The sequence below is a fragment of the Rhizorhabdus dicambivorans genome, from assembly GCF_002355275.1.
GTDB classification, from domain to species: domain Bacteria; phylum Pseudomonadota; class Alphaproteobacteria; order Sphingomonadales; family Sphingomonadaceae; genus Rhizorhabdus; species Rhizorhabdus dicambivorans.
Genome location: NZ_CP023449.1, coordinates 4,699,987 through 4,724,421, shown reverse-complemented (window position 1 = coordinate 4,724,421; position 24,435 = coordinate 4,699,987). Strand labels below are relative to the sequence as shown.

Sequence of the window (24,435 nt, the reverse complement as noted above, 5' to 3'; positions counted from 1 at the left end):
GCGGAGACGGTCGGTATCGACATGCCTCCGCGATGCACTTGCTCGAAACATGCGCAGCGCCCGTTGAGCATCCGCCTTCGCGAAGAGTCAACGAATGGCCAGTTTCCGCTTAGCAGGGTGTTCCCAGCAGTAGGGGCGACCGGCAGCTTTTTCCAATCTCGATCATTCGATTACCCAAACAGAAATCCCCAGCTTGCGGGCCTTGTCGACGAGGTTGGCATTGATGCCATTGCCTGGACAGGCGACCACGGCCTTGGGCAGCGCCTCGAGCATCTGATCGTTGCGGCGGAACGGTGCCGCCTTCTTGAACCGCTCCCAGTCGGGCCGGAACGGGATATGGACGATCTTGCGATTCCGCGCCCAGAGCGATGCGATGTGCTCCCCGCCGGTCGGATTGCCGCCGTGGAACAGAACCATGTCGGGATATTTGGCGAGAACCTTGTCGAGCACGGCCCAGATGCGGTTGTGATCCTGGTAGGCGGGGCCGGAGGTGAATGCGATCCGCGTGCCGGTCGGCAGCAATGGTTCGGTTTCGGAACGACGCTTGGCGGCAAGGAAGTCGCGGCTGTCGATCATGGCGGCAGTCATGGTGCGATGATTGACGAGTGAACCGGTGCGCGGGGTCCAGGCCTTGCGGAAATGGGCTTCGAACTGGTCGGCGGCGGCTTCGCGCATGAACTCCATGGTGTTGCGCCGTTCGATCAGGCCAATGCCTTCTCGGATCTGCCGTTCGAGTTCGACCGATTTGACCTCGGAGCCATCCTGCTCACGCTGGCTGCGTTTTTGGGCGTCCTCGTTGTCGTCGAGCTCGCGCTGGATGCGACCTTCGGCGCGATGAAAGAGGTTGGCGAGCGACCAGCACAGGTCTTCAAGATCGGGTTCGAGCCTCGTGTCGATCATGGTGGCGATAAGCGCATCGAACATGTCGGCAACAGCGCCAGCGGCGGTGCGTTCTTCGGGCAGTGGCCTGGGATCGGCTTCGTCCGAGAAGGGGCGGTAGCCGTAGAGGGCAATTTCATCGAGGAGATGGGCGGTGGCGGACATTTCGTATTCGGGTTCGAATGGCTCGTCCATGGTGGCGGTCCTTGGGGCTTCGAGCCGGGCACCTCGCCCGGCCTTCCGGCGATCCCACTGACAGGCTGCGGGGCGGCTGCACCCTCGGGGCGAAACGCAGTGGAGCATGGCGCAGCCATTGCGGCCGCCCCGTAGCCGGTCTACAGGATCGCCCCCAAAGAAGGCCGGGTGCCCGGCATGTCGGACGACCCCCGCCCATGTCATCAGCCCTGACCCGACCTCGTCTCGGCCAAGCTCAGCGACGAAGAACCCTGGCCCGGTCGGCTTCGTGCAATTGGGCGATCAGGCTCTCGCCAAGCACCGATGGTCCATGCTGGCGCAGGTCGTCGTTGAAATCGCCGAGCACAGGCATGAACGGCAGCAGTTCGATCCCGACCGCCTGTGCCCGCTCGGCTAGGATGGCAAAGGCCGCGTCTCCTGCGGCGTCGCGGTCACGCGCGACGTAGAGGCGGCGTATTGTCGGCGGGAACTGGATCGCGGCCAAGTGCGACGAAGACGTGGCGGCGACGAGTGGCAGTATGGGCAAGGCTTCGCGCAGGGAGAGCATCGTTTCGATGCCTTCGCCTGCGACAATCATGTCCTCGCACTGGCCGAACCGGATGGCATTGCCGAGGATATTGCCCATTGCCCGGCGTGGCGACGCAACATTGGCCTTATTAGAGCCTGCCGGGTCCAGCCAGGTTCGATGCGTACCGGTCTGGGTGCCATCGAGATCGGTGACCGCCGCGATCAGCGCAGGAAACGCTCCGAGCGTTCCCGGCACATCGTCGTCATTGGGCCGATAGAAGCAACGCGGATGGAAGCGCAGGGCTGGTAGGTCGGTAAGCTGGGTAATCCCGCGATCTTGCAGGTAACGCGCCGCTAGTGTGCCCTTGAGTGGCTTCGACGCAGCGAACAGTTTCCGCGCGGCAGTGGGCGACCCCGCGCGTGCCGGTGGGCCGGGTGAACGGTTCCTCTGCTCATCGTCAGCCGATGGCGGCAACGACAGGAAGCGCTCGGCCTCGTCGATGGTTTCGGCAAGCCGACCATGGCGCTGATTGAGTCGGATCAGGTCAATGAGATCGCCATGTTCGCCGGTCGCGGCATCGACCCAGTTGCCGATTGCACCGCGTTCGGTTTCGAAGAGGCGGACATAGAGGCTGCGCCCCGGCGTTCCGGTCACATCGCCGACCATCCAATAGCGCCCTTCTCTCCGACCGGCGGGGAGGTAGTGGCGGCAGACGACTTGCGCGTTCTGGGCGAGCCGTGCTGACAAGTCCGCCGCGCGCGTTGAAAGCCTGCCCATGTCAGGCGGCCTTCCTGTCGAGGATGCGGGTCAACGGATGACGGTCGAACAGACGTTCGAGCACCTGGCATCCTGCCACTGTGTCGTCGGGCACGAACAGGCGCAGCTTCCAGCTGATGATCTCCGAGAACAGCCCCTTCGCCTTGAGCCGGTCCACCGCCGTCGATGTAAACCCGGTGAGTTCGATGCGGTTCACCTGCATCAGCCGCGAGCGGCGCAGTTGCAGGCCATCGGTGAGGTCGAGCACTGTCTGGCCTTCGCGCAGCAGTGCGAGTGCCTGCGGCGCCGACAGTTCGGGGGCATCGCGCTTGCTCGTCGCACCTGACGCCCATGCCGGCGATACCCTGCGCCCGACAATGCTTATTCCATCGTCGGTCTGGAGCCGGTACACGCGGGTCGATTCCTCGGGCAATCGCTTCCAGATGGGGAGCAGTAACCCGGTGACAATGTGCAGTTCGCTCGTCGTGAACTCCTCGACCTGCGCCACCTCGGCCTGCCAGGTCGAAGAGAAGGTCCGCTCGTCGACCTCTTCCCAGGCTGTCTCGGGCAAATGGCTGAGCGCGAAGTTCAGCCGCTCCATCGGTCGGATCAGGCGGACCCGCCGTTCAACTTCGCCATCATCGAGCATGACGCTTCGCGCTGGAAGCTGGACGGCGGCGCGCTTCGACCGGGAATTGACCAGCAGCCGTGCACCCGGCTCGCGCCGCAGATCGAGTACCCTGTCGAGCGTCAGCGGCTGATTGCGCTCGCGCATGGCGATCGTCAGCAGCCGGGTCTCGGCACCGGTCGCAGGATGGACGTATATCGGCGCGCTGCCGGTGACCGTGAAGCTGTCGGCAGTGAGCGTTTCGAGACCGACGTCGTAGCTGCCCGACGTGATCGCACTCTCGACCTTGGCGCTGAGCAACTGCTCGAACACCGTGAACAGCACGTTCTGCATGGCGATGGTCAGCGCAAGAAGCCGGTTGAGGAAGGTCGTGATCGGCGGCAGTTCGTCCTTGAGACAGCCGCTGCCATCGGTCAGCGACAGGCCGGTCATCGTTTCGAAGGTCGCCAGCGAGCATTGCTCGACCTTGCCCGCGTAGATCAGCCGGTAGAACTGCCGCAGCGCCGCATGTGCATACGGGCTTTCGAGATTGTCCTCGGGGCGGAACAGCCCCTGTCCGCCAGTCTGGCGCTGACCGCGGGTAATCGCGCCGAGCGTGTCGAGCCGCCGCGCGATGGTCGAAAGGAAACGCTTCTCGGCCTGGACGTTGGTCGCTACGGGCCGAAACAGCGGGGGCTGCGCCTGGTTGGTGCGGTTGGTGCGCCCGAGCCCCTGGATCGCGGTATCGGCCTTCCAGCCCGCTTCGAGCAGGTAGTGGTGGCGCAGCCGCTGGTTCCGGGCGCCGAGATCGGCATGGTAGCTGCGCCCCGTACCGCCGGCGTCGGAGAAGACGAGGATCGGCTTCTTGTCCTCCATAAACGCCTGCGCTTCGGCAAGATTGGCATGGCCGGGCCGGTTCTCGACGACGAATCGTTCGCCGTTCGTATCGACCTTGCGGACGATGCGCCGCGAGCGGCCCGTGACCTCAGCGACCATATCGGTACCGAAGCGCTGGACGATCTGGTCGAGCGCGCCTTGCACTGGCTCCATCGACGCCAGTTTCTCGATCAACCGGTCGCGCCGCTCGATGGCTTCGCGGCATTGGATGGCATTGCCGTCACCATCATAGGCTGGACGCGAGGCCAGATTGCCGTCGCCGTCGGAATAGGTCTCGTGGAGTTGAGTCGGGAAGCTGTGCAACAGATAGTCCAGAACGTATTCTCGAGGAGTGACATCGCAGGAAATGTCGTTCCATTCGCCCGGATCGATCTCGGCGAGGCGGCGGGAGAGCAGAGCTTCCCCGGTCGAAACGATCTGCACCACGGCGGCGTGACCATCAGCAATGCCCTGCTCGATCGCGGCGATCAGTGTCGGCGTCTTCATCGCAGTGATGAGGTGGTTGAAGAAGCGCTGTTTGGCCGATTCGAAGGCGGAGCGCGCCGCCGACTTGGCTTGGCGGTTGAGGGTGCCTTCGCTGCTGTTCGTGACACCCGAGGCTTCGAGCGCCGCATCGAGGTTGTTGTGAATGATCTGGAAGGCCCCGGCATAGGCGTCGTAGATCCGCACCTGGTCGGGGGTCAGCTGGTGCTCGATCAACTCGTATTCGACGCCTTCGTAGGACAGCGAGCGGGCGGCATAGAGGCCAAGTGCCTTCAGATCGCGGGCCAGCACCTCCATCGCTGCAACGCCGCCCGCTTCGATCGCGGCCACGAAATCGGTGCGCTTGTCGAATGGAAAATCCGCGCCGCCCCACAGGCCAAGTCGCTGGGCATAGGCGAGGTTCTCGACCGTGGTCGCGCCGGTTGCCGAAACGTAGAGCACGCGCGCATCAGGCAGCGCGTGCTGCAGGCGCAGCCCGGCGCGTCCTTGCTGCGAGGGTGCGAAATCGCCTCGGTCAGACTTGCCGCCACCGGCATTTTGCATGGCATGGCTTTCGTCGAAGACAATGACCCCGTCGAAGTCGGTTCCCAGCCAATCGACGATCTGCTGCACCCTTGAAACCCGGTTCTCGCGCGCGTCGGAGCGTAGCGTGGCATAGGTCGTAAAAAGGATGCCCTGCTCGAGCCGGATCGGCGTGCCTTGGCGGAATCGGGCGAGCGGCTGGATCAGCAGTGGCTCCTGACCTAGGGCCCGCCAGTCGCGCTGGGCGTCTTCGAGCAGCTTGTCGGACTTCGAAATCCACACCGCACGGCGGCGGCCTTTGAGCCAGTTGTCCAGCAGTACACCCGCGACCTGCCGCCCCTTGCCGGCACCGGTGCCGTCGCCGAGGAACCAGCCCTTACGAAAGCGGACAGCGGTGTCGCAATCGTCCGGTGCGGCTTCGACCTTGTCCCAGGTGGGATCGACGGTCCAGTTCCCGGCGAGATGCGCCGAATGGGCTTCGCCCGCGTAGATCACGGATTCGAGCTGGGCGTCGGAGAGCAAGCCCTGTTCCACTAGGCCTTCGGGCAGATGCGGACGGTAGCTCGGGTTGGGCGGCGCGACCGAGGCCATGGCCGCGGACTGAACGAGGCGGGTCGGATGGGGCTGCGCGCCTGCGATCCTGATCGATTGCAGCGCATAGGGTTCGTAGAGCGTGTCGGTCAGACGACCGTCGCTGGTTGCAGCCCAATCGACGATTTCATAGTCGAGCGCGACGCCGGTGGGTTCGACCATTTGAACTGCGGCGAGTTTGGTTCTGACCGGGGACATGTGTTGTGTGCTGCCAACCGGTCTTGCCACTGATGGCGCTGGCGGCGCGGCCTTTACCGGCGCGCGAGGCGGCAGATCGTGGGCGAGCATTTCCAGCAGGCTCTGCAGGTCAGGCGCCAAGGAGCGCGCAGGCGGGAATACAGCAGGATCGTCCGCTGGAACTTTGTCGATCACCGTCAGCCGGGTCTCGAAGGTCGTGCCGTGGCTCGCGTAGATACTGCCGGCGATCGGCGCGGTGAACACGACCCGGGCCTTCTCCTGCAACCGAACGAAGCTGTCGCGCCAGGCGGCATGATCGGGCGCACAGTTGCTCCCCGTGATCGCGACGAGCCGTCCGCCCTCGGCAAGTCGGGTCAGAGCCGATGCAATGTGCCGGAACGCGGCATCGGCGACGCGGGTGTCGACTCCAAGTGCCGCCGAGAATGGCGGGTTCATCACGATGCAGCTGGGCACCAGGCTGGGTTCGAGCCGGTCGTGAATCTGCGCCGCATCGTGGTCCGCGATGTTTGCGTCGTCGAATATGGCCTTGAGCAGTGCGAGCCGCACGTTGGCGACCTCGTTGAGGACAAGCCGTGTGCTGCCAAGCTCGGCCTGGACGGCGAGCAGTCCTGTCCCCGCTGAGGGTTCGAGCACCAGTTCGCCGGGCTGAAAGTCAGCGGCCAAGCCCGCGACCCAGGCCAGACCAAGCGGGGTCGAAAATTGCTGATATTGCGCCATCTCTTCGCTGCGCCGGGTCTGGGTGGGCGCAAGTCGGGCAATCCGTTCGACGAGTTTGAGCCGTTCGAACGGGTCGGCAGTCCTGGCATGGATGGCCGGGCCATAGCGGCGCAGGAAGAGCAGCTGGGCGACCTCGACCGCTTCGTATGCGGTCTTCCAGCCCCAAGCGCCGCTGGCATCGCTGGCGCCAAATGCCGATTGCATGGCGGTGCGAATGGCAGGTGCCTCGATCCGGCGACCGGCGGCAAGATGCCCGAGCAGATCCTGGGCGGCTACGACGATGAAACGGGCAGTCTGCTCCGGACGAGCAGAAGCAAGCGGGCGCGTGGAAGCGCCCGCCAGTGGCGAGTTGGTCATGTCATGATCCTTCGATTGGAGGTGTGGAGAGGCCTGCCCGCGCTCAGGCGGGCGGGATATAGGCGTCGTAAGGGTTGCCGGGGGCGAGATGACCGAACGGCGTCATCACGTAATCACCATCATCGCGCCCAACGGCGCACAGAACATAGCGGGTCTCGCCGCTGCCGACCTCGGTGCATTCCATCAGCGCGAGGTTGCCGTCCTTGGCAGCCCTGAGCAGAGTGTTGAAATTGGTGCGGGCATAGTCAGGAATCGCCATGACGGATCTCCCCGTTGGCCGCGGCTTCCTTGTAGAATCGGTCGAACAGAGTGTGGGTCGATTCCGAGCGGATCGCGCTGGCGGTGATCAGCATGGCGAGACCGCCAAAGCCATCGGGGCGCATCTTGGAGCAGGTGAACGCCATGGTGACGGTCAGTTCCTGAAGGTCGGGCGAGCGGCGCACGATGTCCTGCAGCACGTCTGGCCAAAGGTCTCCGGCCATATCAAACTCGAATTCGTCATCGCCGCGCAGGGCTTCGGCATATTCATCAAGCAGCTTGGCAACGAGTCGGCTCGACGAGTGGTCGCTATTATCGAGAGCATCGCGGACTTCCTTCGGGTCGAAAAAGACCAGATCGCGCGCACCGTCTTCGCTGAAATAATAGACGATGCCGTTCTCGACATCCTCATCGAAGACTTGCCCGAGAAACAGGTCCTCGACCGGCAGAACGGCGGATAGCGGGATCACCGGTTCGACGACGGTGGGCGTGTAATAGTCAGCCATTGAAGGTCTCCTGAAAATGCGAAAGCCCGGCGCGATGGCCGGGCTTCGGAGGTTGAAACGGGAGAAATTGTGGCGACTGGCTAACCCCAGTCAAAGGTGGGAAAGCCGTCGATCTCGTCCGCATCGCAGTCGAAGCAGATATACTCTGCACCGAGCGATCGCGCGTAAGTCATGATCGCTATGAGGTCGGGGGGCACATCGTTGCCGGGTTCTTCGCTGGCCCAGACGAACCAGCCATAGGGCGTTGGTGACGCGACCACGTCCGTCCGGTCGACATAGATGCGTGCTTGGGGCGAAAGGTGCGCCGTCGAACAGTCGAAGAACAAGCGCAGCGGATAGGCGATGGTCATGACCGGCCTCCCGCAACAAGCGCCACGACCGGCGGCGGTGCAGGATTGCCCGATGCAAACGGATCGACCAGCTTGTGGATCGGCTGTGCGCGGCCCATCCAGGGTTCGGGACGAATGCAGCGTACCCAGTCGGCAAAGCTCGGGATAAAGCCCAGGTCCTCGATCACATGGCGTTCGCCGATCAGCCGCACCGGAACCACGCGCCCCGACGACACCGTGATCGTCGCTCCGAAGAAGCGTTCGAGCATGAAGATGCCCTCGGCATGGTGGCGCAACGCCCGGTGGCGGAAATCAGCAGTGATCGACTTGGACTCGTCGAACCACTGATGGAGCGCGAGGTAGTCATCCGGTTCGCCGCCCCATTGGCGCATGCTCGAGACCGCGTGGTGATAACAATGTCCCATCATCGCCTCCTCACCATTCGTGCGTGTAAAGTTCGGACGAGGTGAAGCGCTCGTTGTGTTCGAGCGTAATCTTCCGCGTCGCGACGTCGAAGGTGAACTCGCCGTAGGCGCCGTCATTGTTCTCCCACCCGCAATGCTCGCTTGCGAGAAGGTCATAGGCGAGGGATTCGATGGCATCCTCGATCCGTTCAGGCGCTGCAGCGTCGGGAATGCCCTCGGGCTGGCTGTCCGGTCCAGGCAGCGCGAGGCCCTTCAGTGCGACCTGCCCATGCTCATCGAAGGCAGCGATATCCTCGATCTGGCCGCTGTCGCCGCAGCCGTCGAAGGTGACGGTCAAGCTGACAATGCCGTGCGATGCGAGGGTGTCGAACAGGCTGGTCTTGAGCGCGGCCATTTCCTTGACGAAATCCGCGCGGCGTTTGGCGTCGTCGATAAGCCAGGCTTCATGGTCGAATCGAACAGGCGTGAACTGGGGTTCCGGACTGGCCGGTTGGTCGGTGGTCATATCGATTTCCTTCGGAATTAGGTCGCCAAGGCGCGGCGACCGATGTGTCGGAAAATGGCGGGTTGCGGGGCGACCGAGGGCGCCCCGCGCACCTGTTCATTCGGCGGCGATCGCCATCTGAGAACACCGGGAATAAAAGGGGCCACGGATCGGCCAGTCTCACCGGATTAAAAAGGGGCCAGTCCTGCTAGACCTCCGTTTTTGGGCGGAGGTGGAGGATGAAGAGAGTGGAGCTTTATCAGAAGGTCCGCCGCGCCGTGCTGATTGACGGGATGAGCCGTCGCGCTGCCGCCCGGTATTTTGGGATCAATCGCAAGACCGTCGACAAGATGCTGTGCTTTCCAGAGCCAGCAGCGCACGGCCGGAGCGGGCAAACCTACAGCCGCAAGCTGTCCGGATTTACCGACATCATTGACCAAATCCTGGTGGATGACCGCAAGGTTCACATCAAACAGCGACACACTGCCGCGCGTATTTTCGAGCGTCTGCGCGATGAACATGGCTTCACCGGCGGCATCACCATTGTTCGCGACTATGTGGCGGGCGCCAAGTTGCGCAGCCGCGAGGTGTTCATACCATTGAGCCACAAGCCGGGGCATGCGCAGGTGGATTTTGGTGAGGCGGACGGGATCATCGACGGCAAGTTGGTGCGGTTCCACTATTTCTGCATGGACCTGCCGCACAGCGATGCGCCGTTCGTTAAAGCCTATCCTGCCGAGGTGGCTGAGGCATTTTGCGAAGGGCACGTGGCGGCCTTTGCCTTCTTCGGCGGCATCCCGCAGTCGATCCTGTATGACAACACCAAGCTGGCAGTGGCGCAGATCCTGGGCGACGGGAAGCGCGAGCGCAGCCGGATGTTCTCGACCCTCCAGAGCCATTACCTGTTCGAAGACAAATTCGGGCGCCCCGGCAAGGGTAACGACAAGGGCAAGGTCGAGGGGCTGGTCGGTTATTCCCGGCGCCACTTCATGGTGCCGAGGCCAGAGGCGCCCAGCTTTGATGCGCTGAACGCGCGCTTTGTCGAACAATGCATGGAGCGACGACAGGCCATCTTGCGCGGGCATGAGCGCAGCATCGGTGACAGGCTGGTGGCTGATCTGGCGGCCTTTATGCCGCTACCGGCGGTGCCGTTCGATCCCTGCCATATGGTGACGGGGCGGGCCTCGTCGATGTCGCTGGTGCGCTATCGTACCAATGATTATTCGGTGCCGACGGCCTATGCCCACCAGGAGGTCGTAATCAAAGGCTATGTCGATCGGGTTGCGATCATCTGTGGCGGGGAGCTGATCGCAGTGCATCCGCGCAGCTATGAGCGGGAGGACTTCATTGCCAACCCGCTGCACTATCTGGCGCTGTTAGAACAGAAACCCCGCGCGCTTGATCAGGCAGCGCCGCTCGATGGCTGGGTGCTGGCTGAACCGATGCATCGCATCCGACGACTGATGGAGGCGCGCAGCGGCAAAGAGGGACGGCGCGAGTTCATCCAGGTGCTGCGGCTATGCGAACGCTTCGAGCAGTCCCTGGTGGAATGGGCAGTGGCCCGCGCGCTGGAGATGGGGGCAATCAGCTTCGATGCGATCAAGATGATCGCGCTGGCCCGCCTCGAACAGCGTGTGCCGCGCCTCGATCTGCAATTTTACCCGCATTTGCCGCGCGCGAATGTCGGGCGTACCGATCCGCGCACCTACATGGGCCTGCTCTCGCAGGCAGGCACTCCAGCGACGGGAGTGGCAGCATGAGTGATCCCATGATGCCGCTGCCAGCCATCGAGGCCGAACCCACCAGCGTGCCGCCCGCTGTACTACTGGCCAACCATCTCAAAGCGCTCAAGCTGCCCACCTTTGTGCGCGAGTATGAGAAGGTCGCCTTCGAGGCCGCGCAGGATCGGGCCGATTACCCCCGCTATCTGCTGCGCCTGTGCGAACTTGAACGGATTGATCGCGAGCGCCGGATGGTGGAGCGCCGTATCCGCATGGCTCGCTTCCCGCACACCAAGAGCTTTGACACCTTCGACTTTGCAGCCCAGCCATCACTGAACAAGGCCTTGGTTCTGGAACTGGCGCGCGGTGAATGGATCGAGCGGCGGCGTAATGTCATTGCGCTGGGCCCCAGCGGCACCGGTAAGACCCACACCGCCCTCGCGCTAGGACTGGCTGCGTGCCAGAAAGGGCACAGCGTGGCCTTCACAACGGCCGCGGCGTTGGTCCATGACCTGATGGAGGCTCGCGACGAGCGTCGCTTGCGCAGCCTGCAAAAGCATCTGGCATCTGTAAAGCTGCTGATCCTCGACGAGTTGGGATATGTACCATTCACCGCCGTGGGCGGCGAGTTGCTGTTCGAGGTACTCAGCCAGCGCTATGAACGCGGCAGCACGCTGATCACCAGCAATCTGCCCTTCGATGAATGGACATCGGTGTTCGGCTCCGAACGCCTGACCGGCGCCCTGCTCGACCGGCTGACACACCACGTCCACATTCTCGAGATGAATGGTGACAGCTTCCGTCTCGCCAGCAGCCGCAAGCGCCAGAAGGACAAGGGGGAGGATAAATGACCTAAGAACGGGCGGCCATCGGCAGCGGGAAATCGGCTTCCGCTCCGCTCCAGCCGCTTCCCCGCTGCCGATGCTGCCCAGCCTCAACCTTGGGGCTTTTTGTTCAAACCAACTGGCCCCATTTTAAACCGGTGCCTGGCCCGTTTTTATCCCGGCGTTGACACCATCGGATCGAATTCGCCTTCGTCATCGTTGAGGAAGTCGGGCAGGTCAGTGTCAGGCGCTTCCTGCTCCGCAACGTCGATAACCGGCAGCCGCAGCGGTTCGGGCAGCCAGCCCGTGCCTTGGAGCAGCCGTTCGGCCTCGCGGGCCATGTCGCCCTTCTTGAGATGCTCAATCAGCACGGCGGTCGCATCGCCCTTGGCTTCGCGCACGGCCTCGATGATGCGGGGCTTGGTCACGCGGCCGAGGTAGTTGTCGACCGTCGGCGCCCAGCCTGCGCCGGCCATGTCGAGGCCGACGACCGACGCCAGGGCATCTGCCGCAGCAATCCGGCAGGCAATGCCGTGTGCCGAAATCTGCCCGCCATAGCCCTTGACCGGTTCGAACAGCGCATTGACGCCGAGCGAGACGCAGTGGGCGAGCAGTGCCATCTGCTCGTCGTGCGAAAGTGCGTTCAACGCGTCCCACAGCGCACCGGGCTCGTCGGGGAGGCGCGCCGCCCACTGCTCGTGCCGTTCCTGGATCGCCAGGCTCCACGGCGTTTCGCGCAGGTCCGGGGCAACGTTGCCGAGCCAGGCCTGGGTGACGCCGATCTGCACGCAGCCATGGGTGCCGTGCGGCCGGAACACCGACAGGGTGAGTGCGTGGAGAACGGCAATGAATGCAGCACCCGGATCCTGCGCAAGAGCATTGCGCAGCGCCACCGTGCGCACGGCCGTCAGCTCGGAGACGAGCCGGTCAGGCAGCGGACGGATGGTGTCGTCCTCGTCTTCGCCCTGGTGCTCAGCCTGGACCTGCCCGCCAACGCCGATCGCAGGACCGGATGCCTGCTGGCCAGCTTCGGCATCGACCGATGTGCCCTGATCCTCTGCCACCGGTTCGTCCTCGGGTCGGACATAGCCGCGGTCGATCCGCAGCCGACCGTCGTGCGCCAGCGAAACGAAGACGCCCGCGCGAGTTATCTCATCGAGATCGTAGACTACGGGGCGACTGGTAAGCGGCGTAAGTTCGGCGTCGATCTCAGTCAGCCGGGCATCGACCTCATCGGGCAGGTCGCAGCCATCGCGGTATTCCTCGCCGATGGCATCGTACTCCTCGACCAGCGCATCGAGCCGCGCCTGTTCCTCGTCGGTCAGGGGAACGGTGGTGCCGGTGATCCGGCGCTTGCCCCGCTCGCAGCCGTAAGGAAGGTCGATGGCGGCTTCGACCCACTTCCAGCCCTCGGCGCCGATTTCCCGCGCCGCTTCATTGAGCTTTTCGTTCACCAGCAGTTCGACCAGCGCCGGATCCTGCAGCCAGCCATCCTCGTCCGTAGAGAACAGGTCGCGCATCACATAGCCTCCGGCCTCGGTGTAGGCGTCGATGCCGATGAACCGCACGCGGCGGTCGCTGGCGGCAACGGCCTGTTCGGTCAGCAACCGGCGAATGTGATAGGCCGGAGTGTGTTGGCCCTGGTTGACCTGTTCCCACACCTGCTCCTGGCGCGCATGGTTGTCGGTGACGGTAAAGGCCATGAGCTGTTCGAGCGACATGCCGTCCTCGCTGTAAACGTCGAGCAGACTTGGCGCGACCGAAGCGAGCCGCAGGCGCTGGCGCACGGTCGAAGCCGAGACGAAGAACCGGGCCGCGATGTCCTCCTCGCTGAGGCCCGCCTCGACGAGCGCGCTGAAGGCGCGGAACTGGTCGAGCGGGTGAAGCCCTTCGCGCATGACGTTCTCGGCGAGCGAGTCTTCTTCGGCGATGCCGCCTTCGCGTACCACGCAGGGCACCGGCTGGTCCTTGGCCATCCGCTTCGACTTCACCAGCAGTTCGAGCGCGCGGAACCGCCGGCCGCCGGCGGGAACTTCGAAAAAGCCAGTTTCCTTGCCATCATCGTCCAGCATGGCGCGGACGTTGAGGCTCTGGAGCAGGGTGCGGCGATAGATGTCTTCGGCAAGGTCCTCGATCGAGAGGCCCGCCTTAACGCGCCGGACGTTCTTCTGGCTCAGCACCAGCTGCGAGAACGGAATGTCGCGCGAGGAACTGAGCACCAGCTTGGGAACAGACTTGGTCATGGCAATTCTCCATGACGGGCCGCCGGGAGCCTTTCTCTCGGCCTCGACCCGTCACGAAGCGAAGCGCCGCCCTCTCACTCTGAGAAGGCAGCGCCACGCCGGAGAACTGGCGGGATGGTCCGGGCTCAGTGGACCCGGTCGAGCAGCTTCTTCGCCTTGCCCTCCATATCTAGCCGGGCATCCTGGTGAGCCTTGTCGCGTGCGAGCGCGGTGATCCCTTGCACGAAGTCGAAGATCGATTCGGGTGGACGGCCTTCTTCGGCGAGCACCGTCTCGATGATCTTGCCGGTCTCGGCCTTGGAGAACCCGCGCGCGCGCAGGAACTCGCTGCGGTCTTCGTCGGTGCGGGCGACGATCCGCTCGCGTGCCGCCTTGATCCCGTTGACGAAGGGCAGCGGCGAGGAGTTGGCGAAGCCTTCCAGCGCCGGTGCGGCTTCATGGGCAAAGCGGTTCGCCGCGTACTTGCTGTGCCGGATGCTGATCTCCTCGAAATCCTCCACGCCCCACAGGTTCCGGTTCTGACAGACGGCGCGCAGGTAGAAACTCGCCATGCCGAGCGTCTTGGCCCCGACCTCCGAGTTCCAACAGTAGAAGCCGCGGAAGTAGAGATCGGGCGAGCCGTCGGGCAAGCGGCCCGCCTCGATCGGGTTGAGATCGTCGACCAGGAACAGGAACACGTCCCGGTCCGAGGCATAAAGCGTGGTCGTGTCACGGGTGATGTCGACACGGGGATTGTAGATGCCGGTCGACCAGTCGAGCACGCCCGGCACTTTCCAACGCGTGTCGCCAGTGCCGTTGCCGGCGATCTTCTGCACCGCCTCGACAAGTTCATGGTCGTAGATCCGGCCATAGTCGGGACCGGTGACCGCGCGCAGTTCGACACGGCCATTGTCGGTTTCGAGCGTCTTGATCTGCTCGGTCCGGTTCGAGGTCAGGCCGTACTGCAGATTGATCGCCGCCAGCGGCGCTGGAAGCTGGCGGAGGTAAGCCGCAGGCGCGCCAACCTGGCTCGCCAGCTGACCGAAGCTCCAGTGCGTCGGCGTGACAGGCGCATCGGCGCCCGGCAGCATCAGCGCCAGGCGCTCGGGATCGTTACGATTCGCCTCTACGTGGATCAGCGCACTTTCGACGACGCGGGTGCGGCTGCGCTCCGACCGACCGCGCACCGAGCGCGCGAGGTCGCCGAGCGAGAGATACCGCTCATCGTCGGGCCGTGAAAACCACTCCGACGAAACCCGACCGACGCGCTCGCCGCGGGACACGTCAACCTTGTAGCCGCCGCTGACGTCACGGCGCGCATCGAGAACCTGCATGTTCATGGGGAAACCTCCATGACGGGCGGCCGGGAGCCTCTCTCTCGACCCTCATCCCGTCACGGCGAAGCCCGCCAGCCTCTCACTCTCACCTGCACATGCTTCGCGTCGCGTCGCGCGAGCGGCCAGCGAGATTGCCAAGACAAGCAACCGCACCCTGAAACGAGGCGGCGTTGCTCACTTGCTCGTACAGGCGGAAAGGCGGGGCGTGTCGGCTTTCATCGCCTGGACGAGAAATCATGACCGCCGATTCAGAGTGCGCGCGGGGCCATCCTCGTCATAAGCCGCGCCCGCAGGAGCGCGCCGGAACGGCGTGCGGGACCGAGCGCGTCTTCGTCCCGCTCCGCTTCTCGGGGTGTTGCGGGGTGTCCCCGCAGAAGGGGTAGCAGGAGACATGATGATGGCTCCTGGTCAGGGGAAGGCTTTCCCCAGCAGGCACCATGGTCACAGTGTGACCTTGTGGATCTCAAATTTCGTCCGGGAACGATCCGAGATAGTTGCCACCTCGGGTGACGAGTTCAGCTTGGCAACCCGCAGATTCCAGTATCGCGAGTGTCGATCGGCGGTTGGTAACAATCGCCCATTGCTCCGCTCTCGGCAAATGGCTGGATGCGGCTTTTGCCGTTTGAAGGGCCGCGACTAGAGCCGAAGGCTCAGGAGTGTGCACGGCCAGACCTTCGTTAGCGAATGCTGCAGTGGATATGCCAAGTGTTGTGCATGTTGCTGATACGACCGGGACATCCTCGATAAGAATGCGCCTGTGTTCGCCAACGATGCGGGCGCCTGCAGGGTCTGCGATCAGTTCACCAGACATGAGCGGCGGGTGTCCAAGTGCCCAGGCCTCTGGCGGGCAGAGCTTCCGCTCAACCGACAGGTTTGTGAACGGTCGGCTTTCAAGCGGGTATATGCGACAGATGCGAGGTCGCGCCGAATAGTTTCCACACCGCATGTCGGGGCGCAAGTGGGGGCAAGGTCCGGGGTGGAACGCGACCAGGATTGCGGCAATCCGAATCGTTGCCTCGCCGCTGGTTGCGGGAAATGATCGAGCTTTCTCGTATTCGGCGTGCGATTCCTCGTCAGCGTTACCCTCGCTCTGGGGCAGCGCCTCGGTCAGGATCTGGACCGTATCGCCATTTCCTGCCCATGCGATCGCTTCGTCGACACTGAGGGTAAGTCTCAACCCATGGCAGCATCTGCCGCATTGTGTGCACGCGAAGTGGATGTTCATTGGTCCCCGGGCCGCCCCATGGGCACCGCAACCAATTTTGGGCGCCCCGATGCAATTCGCGTGAACCGTCCGGACGGTTACACCAGCACGCGACAAACCCGAGCCCTACGCCGGCACTGCCAAACCTTCGCGACACTTCGCCCAAAATTGGAGACAATATGGAGACAATGGCTCTTCGCGGAGGCCTTGTCTCCAGCTGTAGCAAGCGGCCCGTCCGCTGGAAGATGTTGGTTTTCTGGGAGAAAACTGGAGCGGGCGAAGGGATTCGAACCCTCGACCCCAACCTTGGCAAGGTTGTGCTCTACCCCTGAGCTACGCCCGCTCTGGCGCCGTCCAGCAGGGCCTGCCTGCTGTCGAGGCGCGGCTATTAGCGTGGGGGTTCGTGGTCCGCAAGCCTGATTCGTGAAAAACTTGCGGGGCTTGGCATAAGCGGGCGGCCTCCCACATAAGGGGCCGGATTTTTGGACTTAGGGAGAATCATAAGTGGCCACCCTGGGGATGAGCGCGGCGGACAAGGAAGCCATCGAGGCGTTCCGGCGCGATGTCGTCGAACCGTCGATGACCTCACTCGTCATCCTCGATTTCTGGGCCGAATGGTGCGGGCCGTGCAAGGCGCTGACCCCGGTTCTGGAGAAGGTTGCCGCCGATTATGCCGACAAGGGCGTCGTCCTCGCCAAGATCAACGTCGACGAGCAGAAGCTGATCGCGGCCCAGTTCCGTATCCAGTCGATCCCCACCGTCTACGCGATCTTCCAGGGCCAGCCCGTGGCCGACCTGACTCCCGCGCGCAGCGAGAGCCAGCTCAAGCAGATGCTCGACCAGATATTGCGCCAGCTGCCGGTGCAGGGTGACGCGCAGAAGATGGAGGAGGACATCGCCCCGCTGATCGCGATGGGCGAGGAGGTGCTGGAGGCCGGCGACGTCGAGCGCGCCCTGTCGATCTTCGGCCAGCTCGTCGAGATGGCGCCCGACAATGCCGATGTCGTCTCGGGACTGGCCCGTGCCCAGGTCAAGGCCGGTGACGTCGATGCGGCCGACGCGCTGCTCGCCGCCCTGCCGCCCGAAAAGACGAAGGAGGCGCCGATCGCCCGTGCCCAGGCGGCGGTGGCGCTGGCGCGCGAAGCCGCTTCGGTCGACGATCTCGGCGCGCTGCGGGCGAGGATTGCCGCCGATCCGGACGATCATGAGGCGCGTTTCGAACTGGCCGGCGGGCTGATGGCCGCCGGAGACCGCGACGGCGCCGCGGATCAGCTGCTGGAGAGCATCGCCCGCGATCGTACTTGGAACGACGGCGCCGCGCGGCAGCGGTTGCTCAAGCTGCTGGAGGTCGTCGGCCTCGAGGATATGTGGGTGCGGGACCAGCGCCGCCGCCTCTCCGCCATCCTCTTCACCTGAGATGGCCGAACGCCTGTCGATCTTCCCGCTGGCGGGCGCATTGCTTTTCCCGCGCGGGCATCTGCCGCTGCACATCTTCGAGCCGCGCTACCGGGCGCTTGTTACCGACGCGCTGGCGCGCGACCGGCGCATCTCGATGATCCAGCCGCGCGGTCCCGGGGAGCCGCCGCCGCTGTTCGACGTCGGCTGCGTCGGCCATATCCGCGAGTTCGAGCGGCTCGACGACGGGCGCTTCAACATCATACTCGAAGGCGTCACGCGCTTCCGGCTGCTCCGCGAGCTGCCGGTCACCACGCCGTTCCGACAGGTCGAGGGCGATACCGCGAGCTTCGGCGACGCGCAGACGCCCGAGCCTCTGCCCATGGTCATGCGCGCCGAGATCGAGCGGGAGGCCCGTCGCTTCGCCGACAGCCGCGGCGTCGCGGTCGACTGGACCCAGGTCAGCCGGCTCGACGACGAGACGCTGGTCAACGCGATATCGGCGATCGCGCCGTTCGACGCCGCCGCCAAGCAGGCGCTGCTGGAGGCGATGACGCTCACCGACCGGGCCGATCTGCTCGCCCAGTTCCTCGGCTTCTTCCGCCGCGGCGATGACGATCCCGCGACCCTGCAATGACAGCCGATCCCGACCTGCTTAAGCTGCTCGTCTGCCCCGTGACCCGTACGGAGCTGCGCTATGACGAAGCGGCCCAGGAATTGCTCTCGGAAGCGGCGGGGCTCGCCTATCCGATCCGCGACGGTGTGCCGGTGATGCTGGTCGAAGAGGCGCGGCGGCTCGGAAAATAGGCCCGCCCCCTCGCGGGACGAAGGCCGCCGTCAGATCGCCACGCCCTGCAGCAGTCTCGGCATCGCGCCGGTCTCGCCGCGCGCCTCGGCCATGAAGCGCTTCTTCAGCGGCCCTAGCCGCTGGACCGCGCCGAGGCCGATGCGGCGCACCGTCCGCGCGGTGCGGCCCTTCAGGCCGAACAGCCGGGTGAGGCCGTCGGTGGAGGAGGCGACGAGGAAGCTGTCCAGGCTGCGCCAGCGCTGATAGCGGGCGAGCAGTTGCGCGTCGCCCGGATCGAGGCCGAGCCGCATTCCCTCCACCAGCACTTCGGTCAGCGCGGCGACGTCGCGATAGCCGAGATTGACGCCCTGGCCCGCGATCGGGTGGATGCCGTGCGCGGCATCGCCGACCAGTGCCAGCCGGGTGTCGGTGATCCGCGCGGCGTGGTGGAAGCCTAGCGGGTAGGAGGAGCGGGGCGAGATCAGCCGGACTGCACCCAGCATCCCGCCCATCCGCTTCTCGGCCTCGGCCTGATAGGCGCGGTCGGGCAGGCCCAGCATGGCCGGGGCGTGCTTCTCGTCCACCGTCCAGACCAGCGCCGAGCGATGTTCCCCGTCCGGCCCATCGATCAGCGGCAGGATTGCGAAGGGCCCCGCCGGATAGAATATCTCATAGGCGACATTGCCGTGCGGTTTCTCATGCGCGATCGAGGCGATCATCGCTACATGCTCATAGCGCCAGCGTGCCACGGTGATGCCGGCGGCCTCGCGCGTCGGGGACTGGCGGCCCTCGGCCCCGATCAGCAGCGCCCCGGTTATCGTCCGTCCGTCCGCCAGCGTGACCCGCACGCCGTCCAGGTCGCGCTCCACGGTTGCAGGGCGGGCGGGGCGCAACAGGGTCAGCCCCTCGGCCGCCCGCGCGGTCTGGTCGAGGGCGATGCGCAGGTCGCGATTCTCGAACATGTGGCCCAGCGCCCCGTCGTCGGCGGACGGCTCGAACATCAGGCTTTCGGGGCTCAACCCGTCCTGCACCTTGATCGCGTGGATCGGGCAACCCTTGCCCTCCAGCCGCTCGCCGACGCCGATCGCCTGCAGCATCCGCCAAGGCGCGCTCGCCACCGCGGAGGCGCGGCCGTCGAATCCGGTTGCCAGCACCTTGTCCGGGTCGGCCGGGTCGATCACCGCCACGCTCACCTGATGCCGGGCCAGCGCGATGCCAAGGGTGAGGCCGACGAGCCCGCCGCCGAGGATGATGACGTCATAGCGATCCATGCGCTGCGTCATAGGCCGGGGGAAAGATGAAGCCAATGACCATCCCTCTCCCGCCTGTGCGGGAAAGACAGGTCTGGAGAGGCGGGAGAGGGGGCAGCGCGAAGCGACCAGCCGATAGCCCCTTTGCTTGACCGCGACTCCGCCATGTGGGATTCTGGAACGAAGCGGGAATCCGGGTAGGCGTCATATGGCAAGTCGCAGCATCATCATCGCCGGCGAAAGCAGCGATCCGGCGCCGGCCGAAGGCAGCGGCTGGCGCATGGCGCTGTCCGGGCTCGGCAAGCGCGCCGGATCGATCCTGTCCGCGCTGGGCCTGATCGCGGCGACGATCGCACTCGGCTTCGTGCTGGCGAGCTATCATGTCACCGATCCCGCGCTGAACACCGCGGCGGGCGGCCCCGCGCAGAATGTGTTCGGCCCGGCCGGCGCGTGGGTCGCTGATCTCGCGCTCAGCATCTTCGGGCCGGCGGTCGGGCTCGTGCTGCCGCTCGGCTTTCTCTGGGGGCTGCGGCTGTGGCGTGGCCATCCAGTGGGGCGGTGGAAGCGGTCGCTGCTGGTTGCCCTGGTCGCGGTGCTGCTGCTCGGCGTCGGTCTCGCGCTGTTCCGCAACGGGTCGGTGGCCGGGCTTCCCGCCGGCTTCGGCGGCAGTCTGGGGCTGGGCGGTGCCGCGCTCGTCGGGCTCGGGCTGGCGCAGATCTCCGATCCGATGATCGCCAACGGGGTCAGGCTGGGCGCGGCGGTGCTGTTCGCGATCCTTGGCCTCTCGCTGTGGGTATGGGGCCTCGGCCTGCTTGCCGATGAGCGCGACTGGCTGTTCCGGCGCGGCGCCTATGCCCGCCGTCCGCGCGAACCCCATGACGAGGATGGGGAGGTGCCGTTCGACGAAGCCGATTTCGCCGATATCGAACAGGTGCCCGTGCCGCCGCGCCCGCCGCGCTATGCCCCGATCGACGAAACTGCCGAGCAGGCGCCGCCGCCGGTGGTGGTCGATCGCAAGAAGGCGGCCGCGCCCTCGGCCAAGGCGGTCGCGCGCGAGCGGCAATCCTCGCTGCCGCTCGGCGACACCTACAAGCTGCCCAGCCTGTCGCTGCTCAGCCCGCCGGCGCCCTCGGCCAACAAGACGATCGACAAGGCCGCGCTGGAGCGCAACGCGCGGCTGCTCGAAACCGTGCTCGACGACTTCAACGTCAAGGGCCGCATTGTCGAGATTCGCCCCGGTCCGGTCGTCACCATGTACGAGCTGGAGCCGGCCGCCGGCATCAAGGCCAGCCGCGTGATCGCGCTGGCCGACGACATCGCCCGCAACATGTCCGCCATGTCGGCGCGCATCGCGGTGATCCCGGGCCGCACCGTGATCGGCATCGAATTGCCCAACGCCAAGCGCGAGACCGTGTCACTCAGCGAACTGATCGCCAGCGACGCGTTCGAGGATCTCGCCAATGGCGGCCTCGCCCTCGTCCTCGGCAAGAATATCGGCGGCGATCCTGTGATCGCCGATCTCGCGCCGATGCCGCACCTGCTGGTCGCCGGCACCACCGGCTCGGGCAAGTCGGTCGGCATCAACTCGATGATCCTGTCGCTGCTCTACCGGCTGACGCCGGATCAGTGCCGGATGATCATGATCGATCCGAAGATGCTGGAGCTCAGCATCTACGACGACATCCCCCATCTCCTCTCGCCGGTCGTTACCGAACCGCAGAAGGCGGTGCGCGCGCTCAAATGGGCGGTCGAGCAGATGGAGGACCGCTATCGGATGATGTCCTCCGTCGGTGTGCGCGGCCTCGCCAGCTTTAACGAGCGGGTGCGCAACGCGAAGGCCAAGGGTCAGCCGCTCGGCCGAAAGGTCCAGACCGGCTATGACGCGGAGACCGGCCAGCCCATCTATGAGGAGGAGAAGCTCGAGTTCGAGCCGCTGCCGCAGATCGTGGTGATCGTCGACGAGTTGGCCGACCTGATGATGACCGCTGGCAAGGAGGTGGAATTCCTGATCCAGCGGCTCGCGCAGAAGGCGCGCGCGGCTGGTATCCACCTGATCATGGCGACGCAGCGCCCCTCTGTCGACGTCATCACCGGTGTCATCAAGGCCAATCTTCCCACCCGGATCAGCTTCCAGGTGACCAGCAAGATCGACAGCCGCACCATATTGGGCGAGCAGGGCGCTGAGCAGCTGCTGGGCAAGGGCGATATGCTCTACATGGCGGGCGGCAAGCAGATCATCCGCGTCCACGGGCCGTTCGTCTCCGACGACGAGGTGCGCGCCGTGGCCGATCACTGGCGCGGCCAGGGCACGCCCGACTATATCCAGGCGGTCACCGAGGAGCCCGAAGATGGCGGCTTCGCGATGGAGGGCGGCCCCACCGGCCCCGACGATCCCGAAACCCAGGTCTATCGCCGCGCGATCCAGCTGGTGGTCGAGAACCGCAAGGCCTCGACCAGCTGGCTCCAGCGCCAGCTCCGCGTCGGCTACAACTCGGCGGCGCGGCTGATCGAGCGGCTGGAGAAGGACGGCATCGTCTCCTCGCCCGATCATGTCGGCCGGCGCGAGGTGCAGGTCGATGTGGCGGACCTCGGACGCTTCCTCAACTGATCATCTTTTGGCAAGGAATCGGTGCTACCAAGGTAGCGTGGGGAAAAATGGGTGTAGAGCCCGTTAACCGCTCCGCTTAAGTTCCGCTCCACCTCTGGCCCGCATGATCGTCACCGGTCCGACATGATCGGATGCGTGGCGAGGGCAAAGCCATGAAGAAACTGGCAGTGATGATCGGGCTGATACTGGCTCCGACAGGGTTGTGCGCGCAGGGCCTGCGGATCGATTTCGACGCCGATGCCTTCGATGTCGAGGCGCCGCGCCAGGATATCGAGCCGCAGGCCGCGTCCGCCCGCACGGTCGAAGCGATGACCCCGCGCCGCTCGGTCCGCTATGGCGAGCGGCTGGTGAAGGTCGACGGCACCCCCGCCGCGCGGCCCGTGCATGTGGCTTCCGCCGGCAGCGGTAGCTGACGCCCGCCGCCGATCAGGGTTTGGGTGCGGGATCGGGCGGGTTGTGCTTCTCGACGAAGGCGACCGCCGCCTTCAGCATCTCCAGCCGCGTCTCGCCGCGCGACAGCCAATGGTCTTCGCCGGGCAGTTTGACGAATTCGAACGGCTTGCCGGCGCGGCTCAGTGCGGTCGCCATATCGTTGCTCTGGTCGAACGGAACGACGATGTCGTCGACGCCGTGGATCAGCAATATGGGCGCATCGGCCTTCGAGGCATGGTTTACCGGTGAAATCTCGCGATAGTCCCGGCCGGTGCCGATCTGCCGCCGGTAATAGCGGTCCAGGAAAGGGTTCCCTCCGGTCTCGCGCAGGTTGATCGCAACCAGCTTGCTGACGTCGCCGACCCCCGCAACCGATACCGCGCAGCGATAGAGGCCCTGTTGCAGGGTCACGCCCGCCATCGCCGCATAGCCGCCATAGCTCCCTCCCATGATGCAGGCGCGCTTGGGATCGGCAATTCCCTCCTTCACCAGCGCCGCGAGGCCATCGGAGATGTCGGTCTGCATCTTGCGGCCCCACTCGCCCCATCCCGCCTGCTCGAAGCTGCGCCCAAACCCGGTCGAGCCGCGGAAATTCGGCTGGAACACGGCATAGCCGCGCGATGCAAAGGCTTGCGCCCACCAGTCGAACACGGGCTCGTCCTGTGAGCGGGGGCCGCCATGCGGCAGCAGCACGACCGGCAGGTTCCTCGCGGGACGGCCGGGCGGCAGGGTCAGCACGCCGGACATTTCCAGGCCGTCCGCTGCGCGATAGGTGAAGGTCCGGATCGGGCCGACATCGGTCGGCTCGATTGCATAGGCGGTACTGAGCACATTGGCCGATCGCGTCGGCCGGTCGATCTGCCACCAGGTGCCCGGATCGCCCTCGCCCGACGTGAACACGAGCAGCCGGTCGAAGGCCTCGTTCCATCCCGCCAGTTCCACGGTCAGGTTTGGAAAGGCCTTGCGGGTCGCGGCGACGATCTTCTCGCGCTGCGGGTCGAACATGTGGATCTGCCTGTCGCCGCTGCTGACGTAGCCGATGAACAATTTGCTGCGGGGGTCGATGATGTAATCATGGACGCTGTCGTCGGACAATATCTCGGTGCCCGGCGAGCCGTCGAAGGGCTGCTCGATCAGCACGCCCTCGCCGACATCGTCCCTGCGTGTCCAGTAGAGTAGCGTCCGGGGTGAGCGGCCGAGGCTGAGAAGGTCTACCGATCCCGAAGCCGATTTGCCCGATGCGAGCGCGCGGCCGCTGGCATTGCGGATCGTCCAGTTGCCCAGTGACGAGGTGAAGTCCAGCATGGCCGCGACCTGGCCGTCGGAGCCTAGCAGCCAGTCCCGCGAGGCATTGTCGGGCTGGTATGCGATGGGCTGCTTGGTCCTGGTTTCCAGATCGACCCGGTACAGGGTCGGGCGTCCGTCATTGACCTGAACGCTGGCCCGGTCGCGTTTCGTGGCGATGCCGCCGAAATAGGCGAAGCGGTCGCCGCCCGACATGCCGTAGAAGCCGCGCGCACCGGCGAATACGTCCTTGTCGCGTTCGAACACGGCCCAGACCGGGCCGCTGTTCACCGGGATCACGATCATCGTCGACATCTCGGACCGGCCGCGCAGAAACTCAACGGCCAGCGAGAAGGTCCGACTCACCTGCATCAGCACCTTGTCCTCGCCGGCCCACCGCAGGCTGCGGACTTTCTGATTCCCGAAGGGCTGCGACTGGATCACCTTGCCTTCCTCGAGCACGATCAGCCGGCGCTGGTCCTTGACCGTGGCGACCATGGCGACGCGCCTGCCTGACGCCGACATTGCCACCATCTCGGTTTCGGGTAGCCGGCCGTAGACCTCCAGCGGTGGCGCCGCCTCGACAGGCATCATGGTGGTGGTAGCCAGGGCGAGCACGGCCAAGCCGACCCGCAGCGCATGCGATCCGATCATCAATC

At 65.1% G+C, this 24,435-nt stretch carries 20 protein-coding genes and 1 tRNA gene; 7 read left to right on the top strand and 14 right to left on the bottom strand.

Going from position 1 to position 24,435, the window contains the following annotated elements; translation table 11 throughout:
- Positions 1-162: 162 nt before the first annotated feature.
- From CMV14_RS22240 to CMV14_RS22205, 8 genes are all read right to left on the bottom strand, one after another.
- Positions 163-1,074, bottom strand: coding sequence for a DUF2493 domain-containing protein (locus CMV14_RS22240; RefSeq protein ID WP_066966586.1), 912 nt, complete (start codon positions 1,072-1,074; stop codon positions 163-165).
- A gap of 235 nt (positions 1,075-1,309) precedes the next feature.
- Positions 1,310-2,359: a DUF7146 domain-containing protein gene (locus CMV14_RS22235; protein WP_066966583.1), complete on the bottom strand. Its 1,050-nt coding sequence runs from the start codon at positions 2,357-2,359 to the stop codon at positions 1,310-1,312.
- 1 nt (position 2,360) lies between these two features.
- Positions 2,361-6,710 carry a strawberry notch family protein gene (locus CMV14_RS22230; RefSeq protein ID WP_066966581.1) on the bottom strand — a complete coding sequence of 1,450 codons (4,350 nt, stop codon included), beginning with the start codon at positions 6,708-6,710 and terminating at the stop codon, positions 2,361-2,363.
- Between the two features lie 43 nt (positions 6,711-6,753).
- Complete coding sequence (locus tag CMV14_RS22225; RefSeq protein ID WP_066966578.1) at positions 6,754-6,969, bottom strand: DUF6117 family protein; 216 nt, start codon at positions 6,967-6,969, stop codon at positions 6,754-6,756.
- Positions 6,956-7,474 (bottom strand): hypothetical protein, encoded by a 519-nt coding sequence (locus CMV14_RS22220; protein WP_066966576.1) that lies wholly within the window; start codon positions 7,472-7,474, stop codon positions 6,956-6,958. Before CMV14_RS22220 ends, CMV14_RS22225 begins: the two co-directional genes overlap by 14 nt.
- 80 nt (positions 7,475-7,554) lie before the next feature.
- Positions 7,555-7,824, bottom strand: a complete 270-nt coding sequence (locus CMV14_RS22215) for a DUF5983 family protein (protein ID WP_083215995.1) — start codon at positions 7,822-7,824, stop codon at positions 7,555-7,557.
- Positions 7,821-8,228 (bottom strand): DUF6915 family protein, encoded by a 408-nt coding sequence (locus tag CMV14_RS22210; RefSeq protein ID WP_066966793.1) that lies wholly within the window; start codon positions 8,226-8,228, stop codon positions 7,821-7,823. The genes CMV14_RS22215 and CMV14_RS22210 overlap by 4 nt, the downstream gene beginning before the upstream one ends.
- Before the next feature lie 10 nt (positions 8,229-8,238).
- Positions 8,239-8,733: a DUF6878 family protein gene (locus CMV14_RS22205; protein ID WP_066966574.1), complete on the bottom strand. Its 495-nt coding sequence runs from the start codon at positions 8,731-8,733 to the stop codon at positions 8,239-8,241.
- A gap of 218 nt (positions 8,734-8,951) precedes the next feature.
- On the opposite strand from CMV14_RS22205, the gene istA reads away from it, so the two are divergent.
- Positions 8,952-10,472: an IS21 family transposase gene (gene istA / locus CMV14_RS22200; RefSeq protein ID WP_096367681.1), complete on the top strand. Its 1,521-nt coding sequence runs from the start codon at positions 8,952-8,954 to the stop codon at positions 10,470-10,472.
- Between the two features lie 11 nt (positions 10,473-10,483).
- Positions 10,484-11,284, top strand: a complete 801-nt coding sequence (istB, locus tag CMV14_RS22195) for an IS21-like element helper ATPase IstB (RefSeq protein ID WP_066970386.1) — start codon at positions 10,484-10,486, stop codon at positions 11,282-11,284.
- A gap of 146 nt (positions 11,285-11,430) precedes the next feature.
- Here the strand turns inward: istB and CMV14_RS22190 are convergent, their stop codons facing one another.
- The 4 genes from CMV14_RS22190 to CMV14_RS22175 form a co-directional block, all read right to left on the bottom strand.
- Positions 11,431-13,500 carry a ParB/RepB/Spo0J family partition protein gene (locus CMV14_RS22190; RefSeq protein WP_096367809.1) on the bottom strand — a complete coding sequence of 690 codons (2,070 nt, stop codon included), beginning with the start codon at positions 13,498-13,500 and terminating at the stop codon, positions 11,431-11,433.
- A gap of 125 nt (positions 13,501-13,625) precedes the next feature.
- Positions 13,626-14,819 carry a DUF932 domain-containing protein gene (locus tag CMV14_RS22185; protein ID WP_066965574.1) on the bottom strand — a complete coding sequence of 398 codons (1,194 nt, stop codon included), beginning with the start codon at positions 14,817-14,819 and terminating at the stop codon, positions 13,626-13,628.
- Between the two features lie 460 nt (positions 14,820-15,279).
- Positions 15,280-16,041 carry a YkgJ family cysteine cluster protein gene (locus CMV14_RS22180; protein ID WP_083215949.1) on the bottom strand — a complete coding sequence of 254 codons (762 nt, stop codon included), beginning with the start codon at positions 16,039-16,041 and terminating at the stop codon, positions 15,280-15,282.
- A 247-nt stretch (positions 16,042-16,288) separates the two neighbouring features.
- Positions 16,289-16,363: transfer RNA gene (locus CMV14_RS22175), tRNA-Gly, on the bottom strand.
- Positions 16,364-16,539: 176 nt separating this feature from the next.
- Between CMV14_RS22175 and CMV14_RS22170 the strand changes: the two genes are divergently transcribed.
- From CMV14_RS22170 to CMV14_RS22160, 3 genes are read left to right on the top strand one after another with little or no spacing between them, the layout of a single operon-like run.
- On the top strand, positions 16,540-17,436 hold the full coding sequence (locus CMV14_RS22170) for a tetratricopeptide repeat protein (protein ID WP_066965577.1): 897 nt from the start codon (positions 16,540-16,542) through the stop codon (positions 17,434-17,436).
- Position 17,437: 1 nt separating this feature from the next.
- Positions 17,438-18,052 (top strand): LON peptidase substrate-binding domain-containing protein, encoded by a 615-nt coding sequence (locus tag CMV14_RS22165; RefSeq protein WP_066965581.1) that lies wholly within the window; start codon positions 17,438-17,440, stop codon positions 18,050-18,052.
- Positions 18,049-18,222: a Trm112 family protein gene (locus CMV14_RS22160; protein ID WP_083215950.1), complete on the top strand. Its 174-nt coding sequence runs from the start codon at positions 18,049-18,051 to the stop codon at positions 18,220-18,222. The genes CMV14_RS22165 and CMV14_RS22160 overlap by 4 nt, the downstream gene beginning before the upstream one ends.
- Positions 18,223-18,252: 30 nt before the next feature.
- Here CMV14_RS22160 and CMV14_RS22155 read toward each other — a convergent pair whose 3' ends face one another.
- Positions 18,253-19,473 carry a UbiH/UbiF/VisC/COQ6 family ubiquinone biosynthesis hydroxylase gene (locus CMV14_RS22155; RefSeq protein ID WP_066965778.1) on the bottom strand — a complete coding sequence of 407 codons (1,221 nt, stop codon included), beginning with the start codon at positions 19,471-19,473 and terminating at the stop codon, positions 18,253-18,255.
- A gap of 187 nt (positions 19,474-19,660) precedes the next feature.
- On the opposite strand from CMV14_RS22155, the gene CMV14_RS22150 reads away from it, so the two are divergent.
- Both CMV14_RS22150 and CMV14_RS22145 read left to right on the top strand, forming a co-directional pair.
- The gene (locus CMV14_RS22150) at positions 19,661-22,060 is read left to right on the top strand and encodes an FtsK/SpoIIIE family DNA translocase (protein WP_066965584.1); all 2,400 of its coding nucleotides are present in this window, start codon (positions 19,661-19,663) and stop codon (positions 22,058-22,060) included.
- Between the two features lie 152 nt (positions 22,061-22,212).
- Positions 22,213-22,473, top strand: a complete 261-nt coding sequence (locus CMV14_RS22145) for a hypothetical protein (protein ID WP_139114737.1) — start codon at positions 22,213-22,215, stop codon at positions 22,471-22,473.
- 13 nt (positions 22,474-22,486) lie between these two features.
- Here CMV14_RS22145 and CMV14_RS22140 read toward each other — a convergent pair whose 3' ends face one another.
- Entirely contained in the window at positions 22,487-24,430 is a 1,944-nt protein-coding gene (locus tag CMV14_RS22140; protein ID WP_066965589.1) for an alpha/beta hydrolase family protein, read from the bottom strand.
- Positions 24,431-24,435 lie beyond the last annotated feature (5 nt).

Bases quoted from the DNA above. Each gene is read 5' to 3' on its own strand.
- CMV14_RS22240 (WP_066966586.1), bottom strand. From the start codon at position 1,074: ATGGACGAGCCATTCGAACCCGAATACGAAATGTCCGCCACCGCCCAT.
- CMV14_RS22235 (WP_066966583.1), bottom strand. From the start codon at position 2,359: ATGGGCAGGCTTTCAACGCGCGCGGCGGACTTGTCAGCACGGCTCGCC.
- CMV14_RS22230 (WP_066966581.1), bottom strand. From the start codon at position 6,710: ATGACCAACTCGCCACTGGCGGGCGCTTCCACGCGCCCGCTTGCTTCT.
- CMV14_RS22225 (WP_066966578.1), bottom strand. From the start codon at position 6,969: ATGGCGATTCCTGACTATGCCCGCACCAATTTCAACACTCTGCTCAGG.
- CMV14_RS22220 (WP_066966576.1), bottom strand. From the start codon at position 7,474: ATGGCTGACTATTACACGCCCACCGTCGTCGAACCGGTGATCCCGCTA.
- CMV14_RS22215 (WP_083215995.1), bottom strand. From the start codon at position 7,824: ATGACCATCGCCTATCCGCTGCGCTTGTTCTTCGACTGTTCGACGGCG.
- CMV14_RS22210 (WP_066966793.1), bottom strand. From the start codon at position 8,228: ATGGGACATTGTTATCACCACGCGGTCTCGAGCATGCGCCAATGGGGC.
- CMV14_RS22205 (WP_066966574.1), bottom strand. From the start codon at position 8,733: ATGACCACCGACCAACCGGCCAGTCCGGAACCCCAGTTCACGCCTGTT.
- istA (WP_096367681.1), top strand. From the start codon at position 8,952: ATGAAGAGAGTGGAGCTTTATCAGAAGGTCCGCCGCGCCGTGCTGATT.
- istB (WP_066970386.1), top strand. From the start codon at position 10,484: ATGCCGCTGCCAGCCATCGAGGCCGAACCCACCAGCGTGCCGCCCGCT.
- CMV14_RS22190 (WP_096367809.1), bottom strand. From the start codon at position 13,500: ATGACCAAGTCTGTTCCCAAGCTGGTGCTCAGTTCCTCGCGCGACATT.
- CMV14_RS22185 (WP_066965574.1), bottom strand. From the start codon at position 14,819: ATGAACATGCAGGTTCTCGATGCGCGCCGTGACGTCAGCGGCGGCTAC.
- CMV14_RS22180 (WP_083215949.1), bottom strand. From the start codon at position 16,041: ATGAACATCCACTTCGCGTGCACACAATGCGGCAGATGCTGCCATGGG.
- CMV14_RS22170 (WP_066965577.1), top strand. From the start codon at position 16,540: ATGAGCGCGGCGGACAAGGAAGCCATCGAGGCGTTCCGGCGCGATGTC.
- CMV14_RS22165 (WP_066965581.1), top strand. From the start codon at position 17,438: ATGGCCGAACGCCTGTCGATCTTCCCGCTGGCGGGCGCATTGCTTTTC.
- CMV14_RS22160 (WP_083215950.1), top strand. From the start codon at position 18,049: ATGACAGCCGATCCCGACCTGCTTAAGCTGCTCGTCTGCCCCGTGACC.
- CMV14_RS22155 (WP_066965778.1), bottom strand. From the start codon at position 19,473: ATGGATCGCTATGACGTCATCATCCTCGGCGGCGGGCTCGTCGGCCTC.
- CMV14_RS22150 (WP_066965584.1), top strand. From the start codon at position 19,661: ATGGCAAGTCGCAGCATCATCATCGCCGGCGAAAGCAGCGATCCGGCG.
- CMV14_RS22145 (WP_139114737.1), top strand. From the start codon at position 22,213: ATGAAGAAACTGGCAGTGATGATCGGGCTGATACTGGCTCCGACAGGG.
- CMV14_RS22140 (WP_066965589.1), bottom strand. From the start codon at position 24,430: ATGATCGGATCGCATGCGCTGCGGGTCGGCTTGGCCGTGCTCGCCCTG.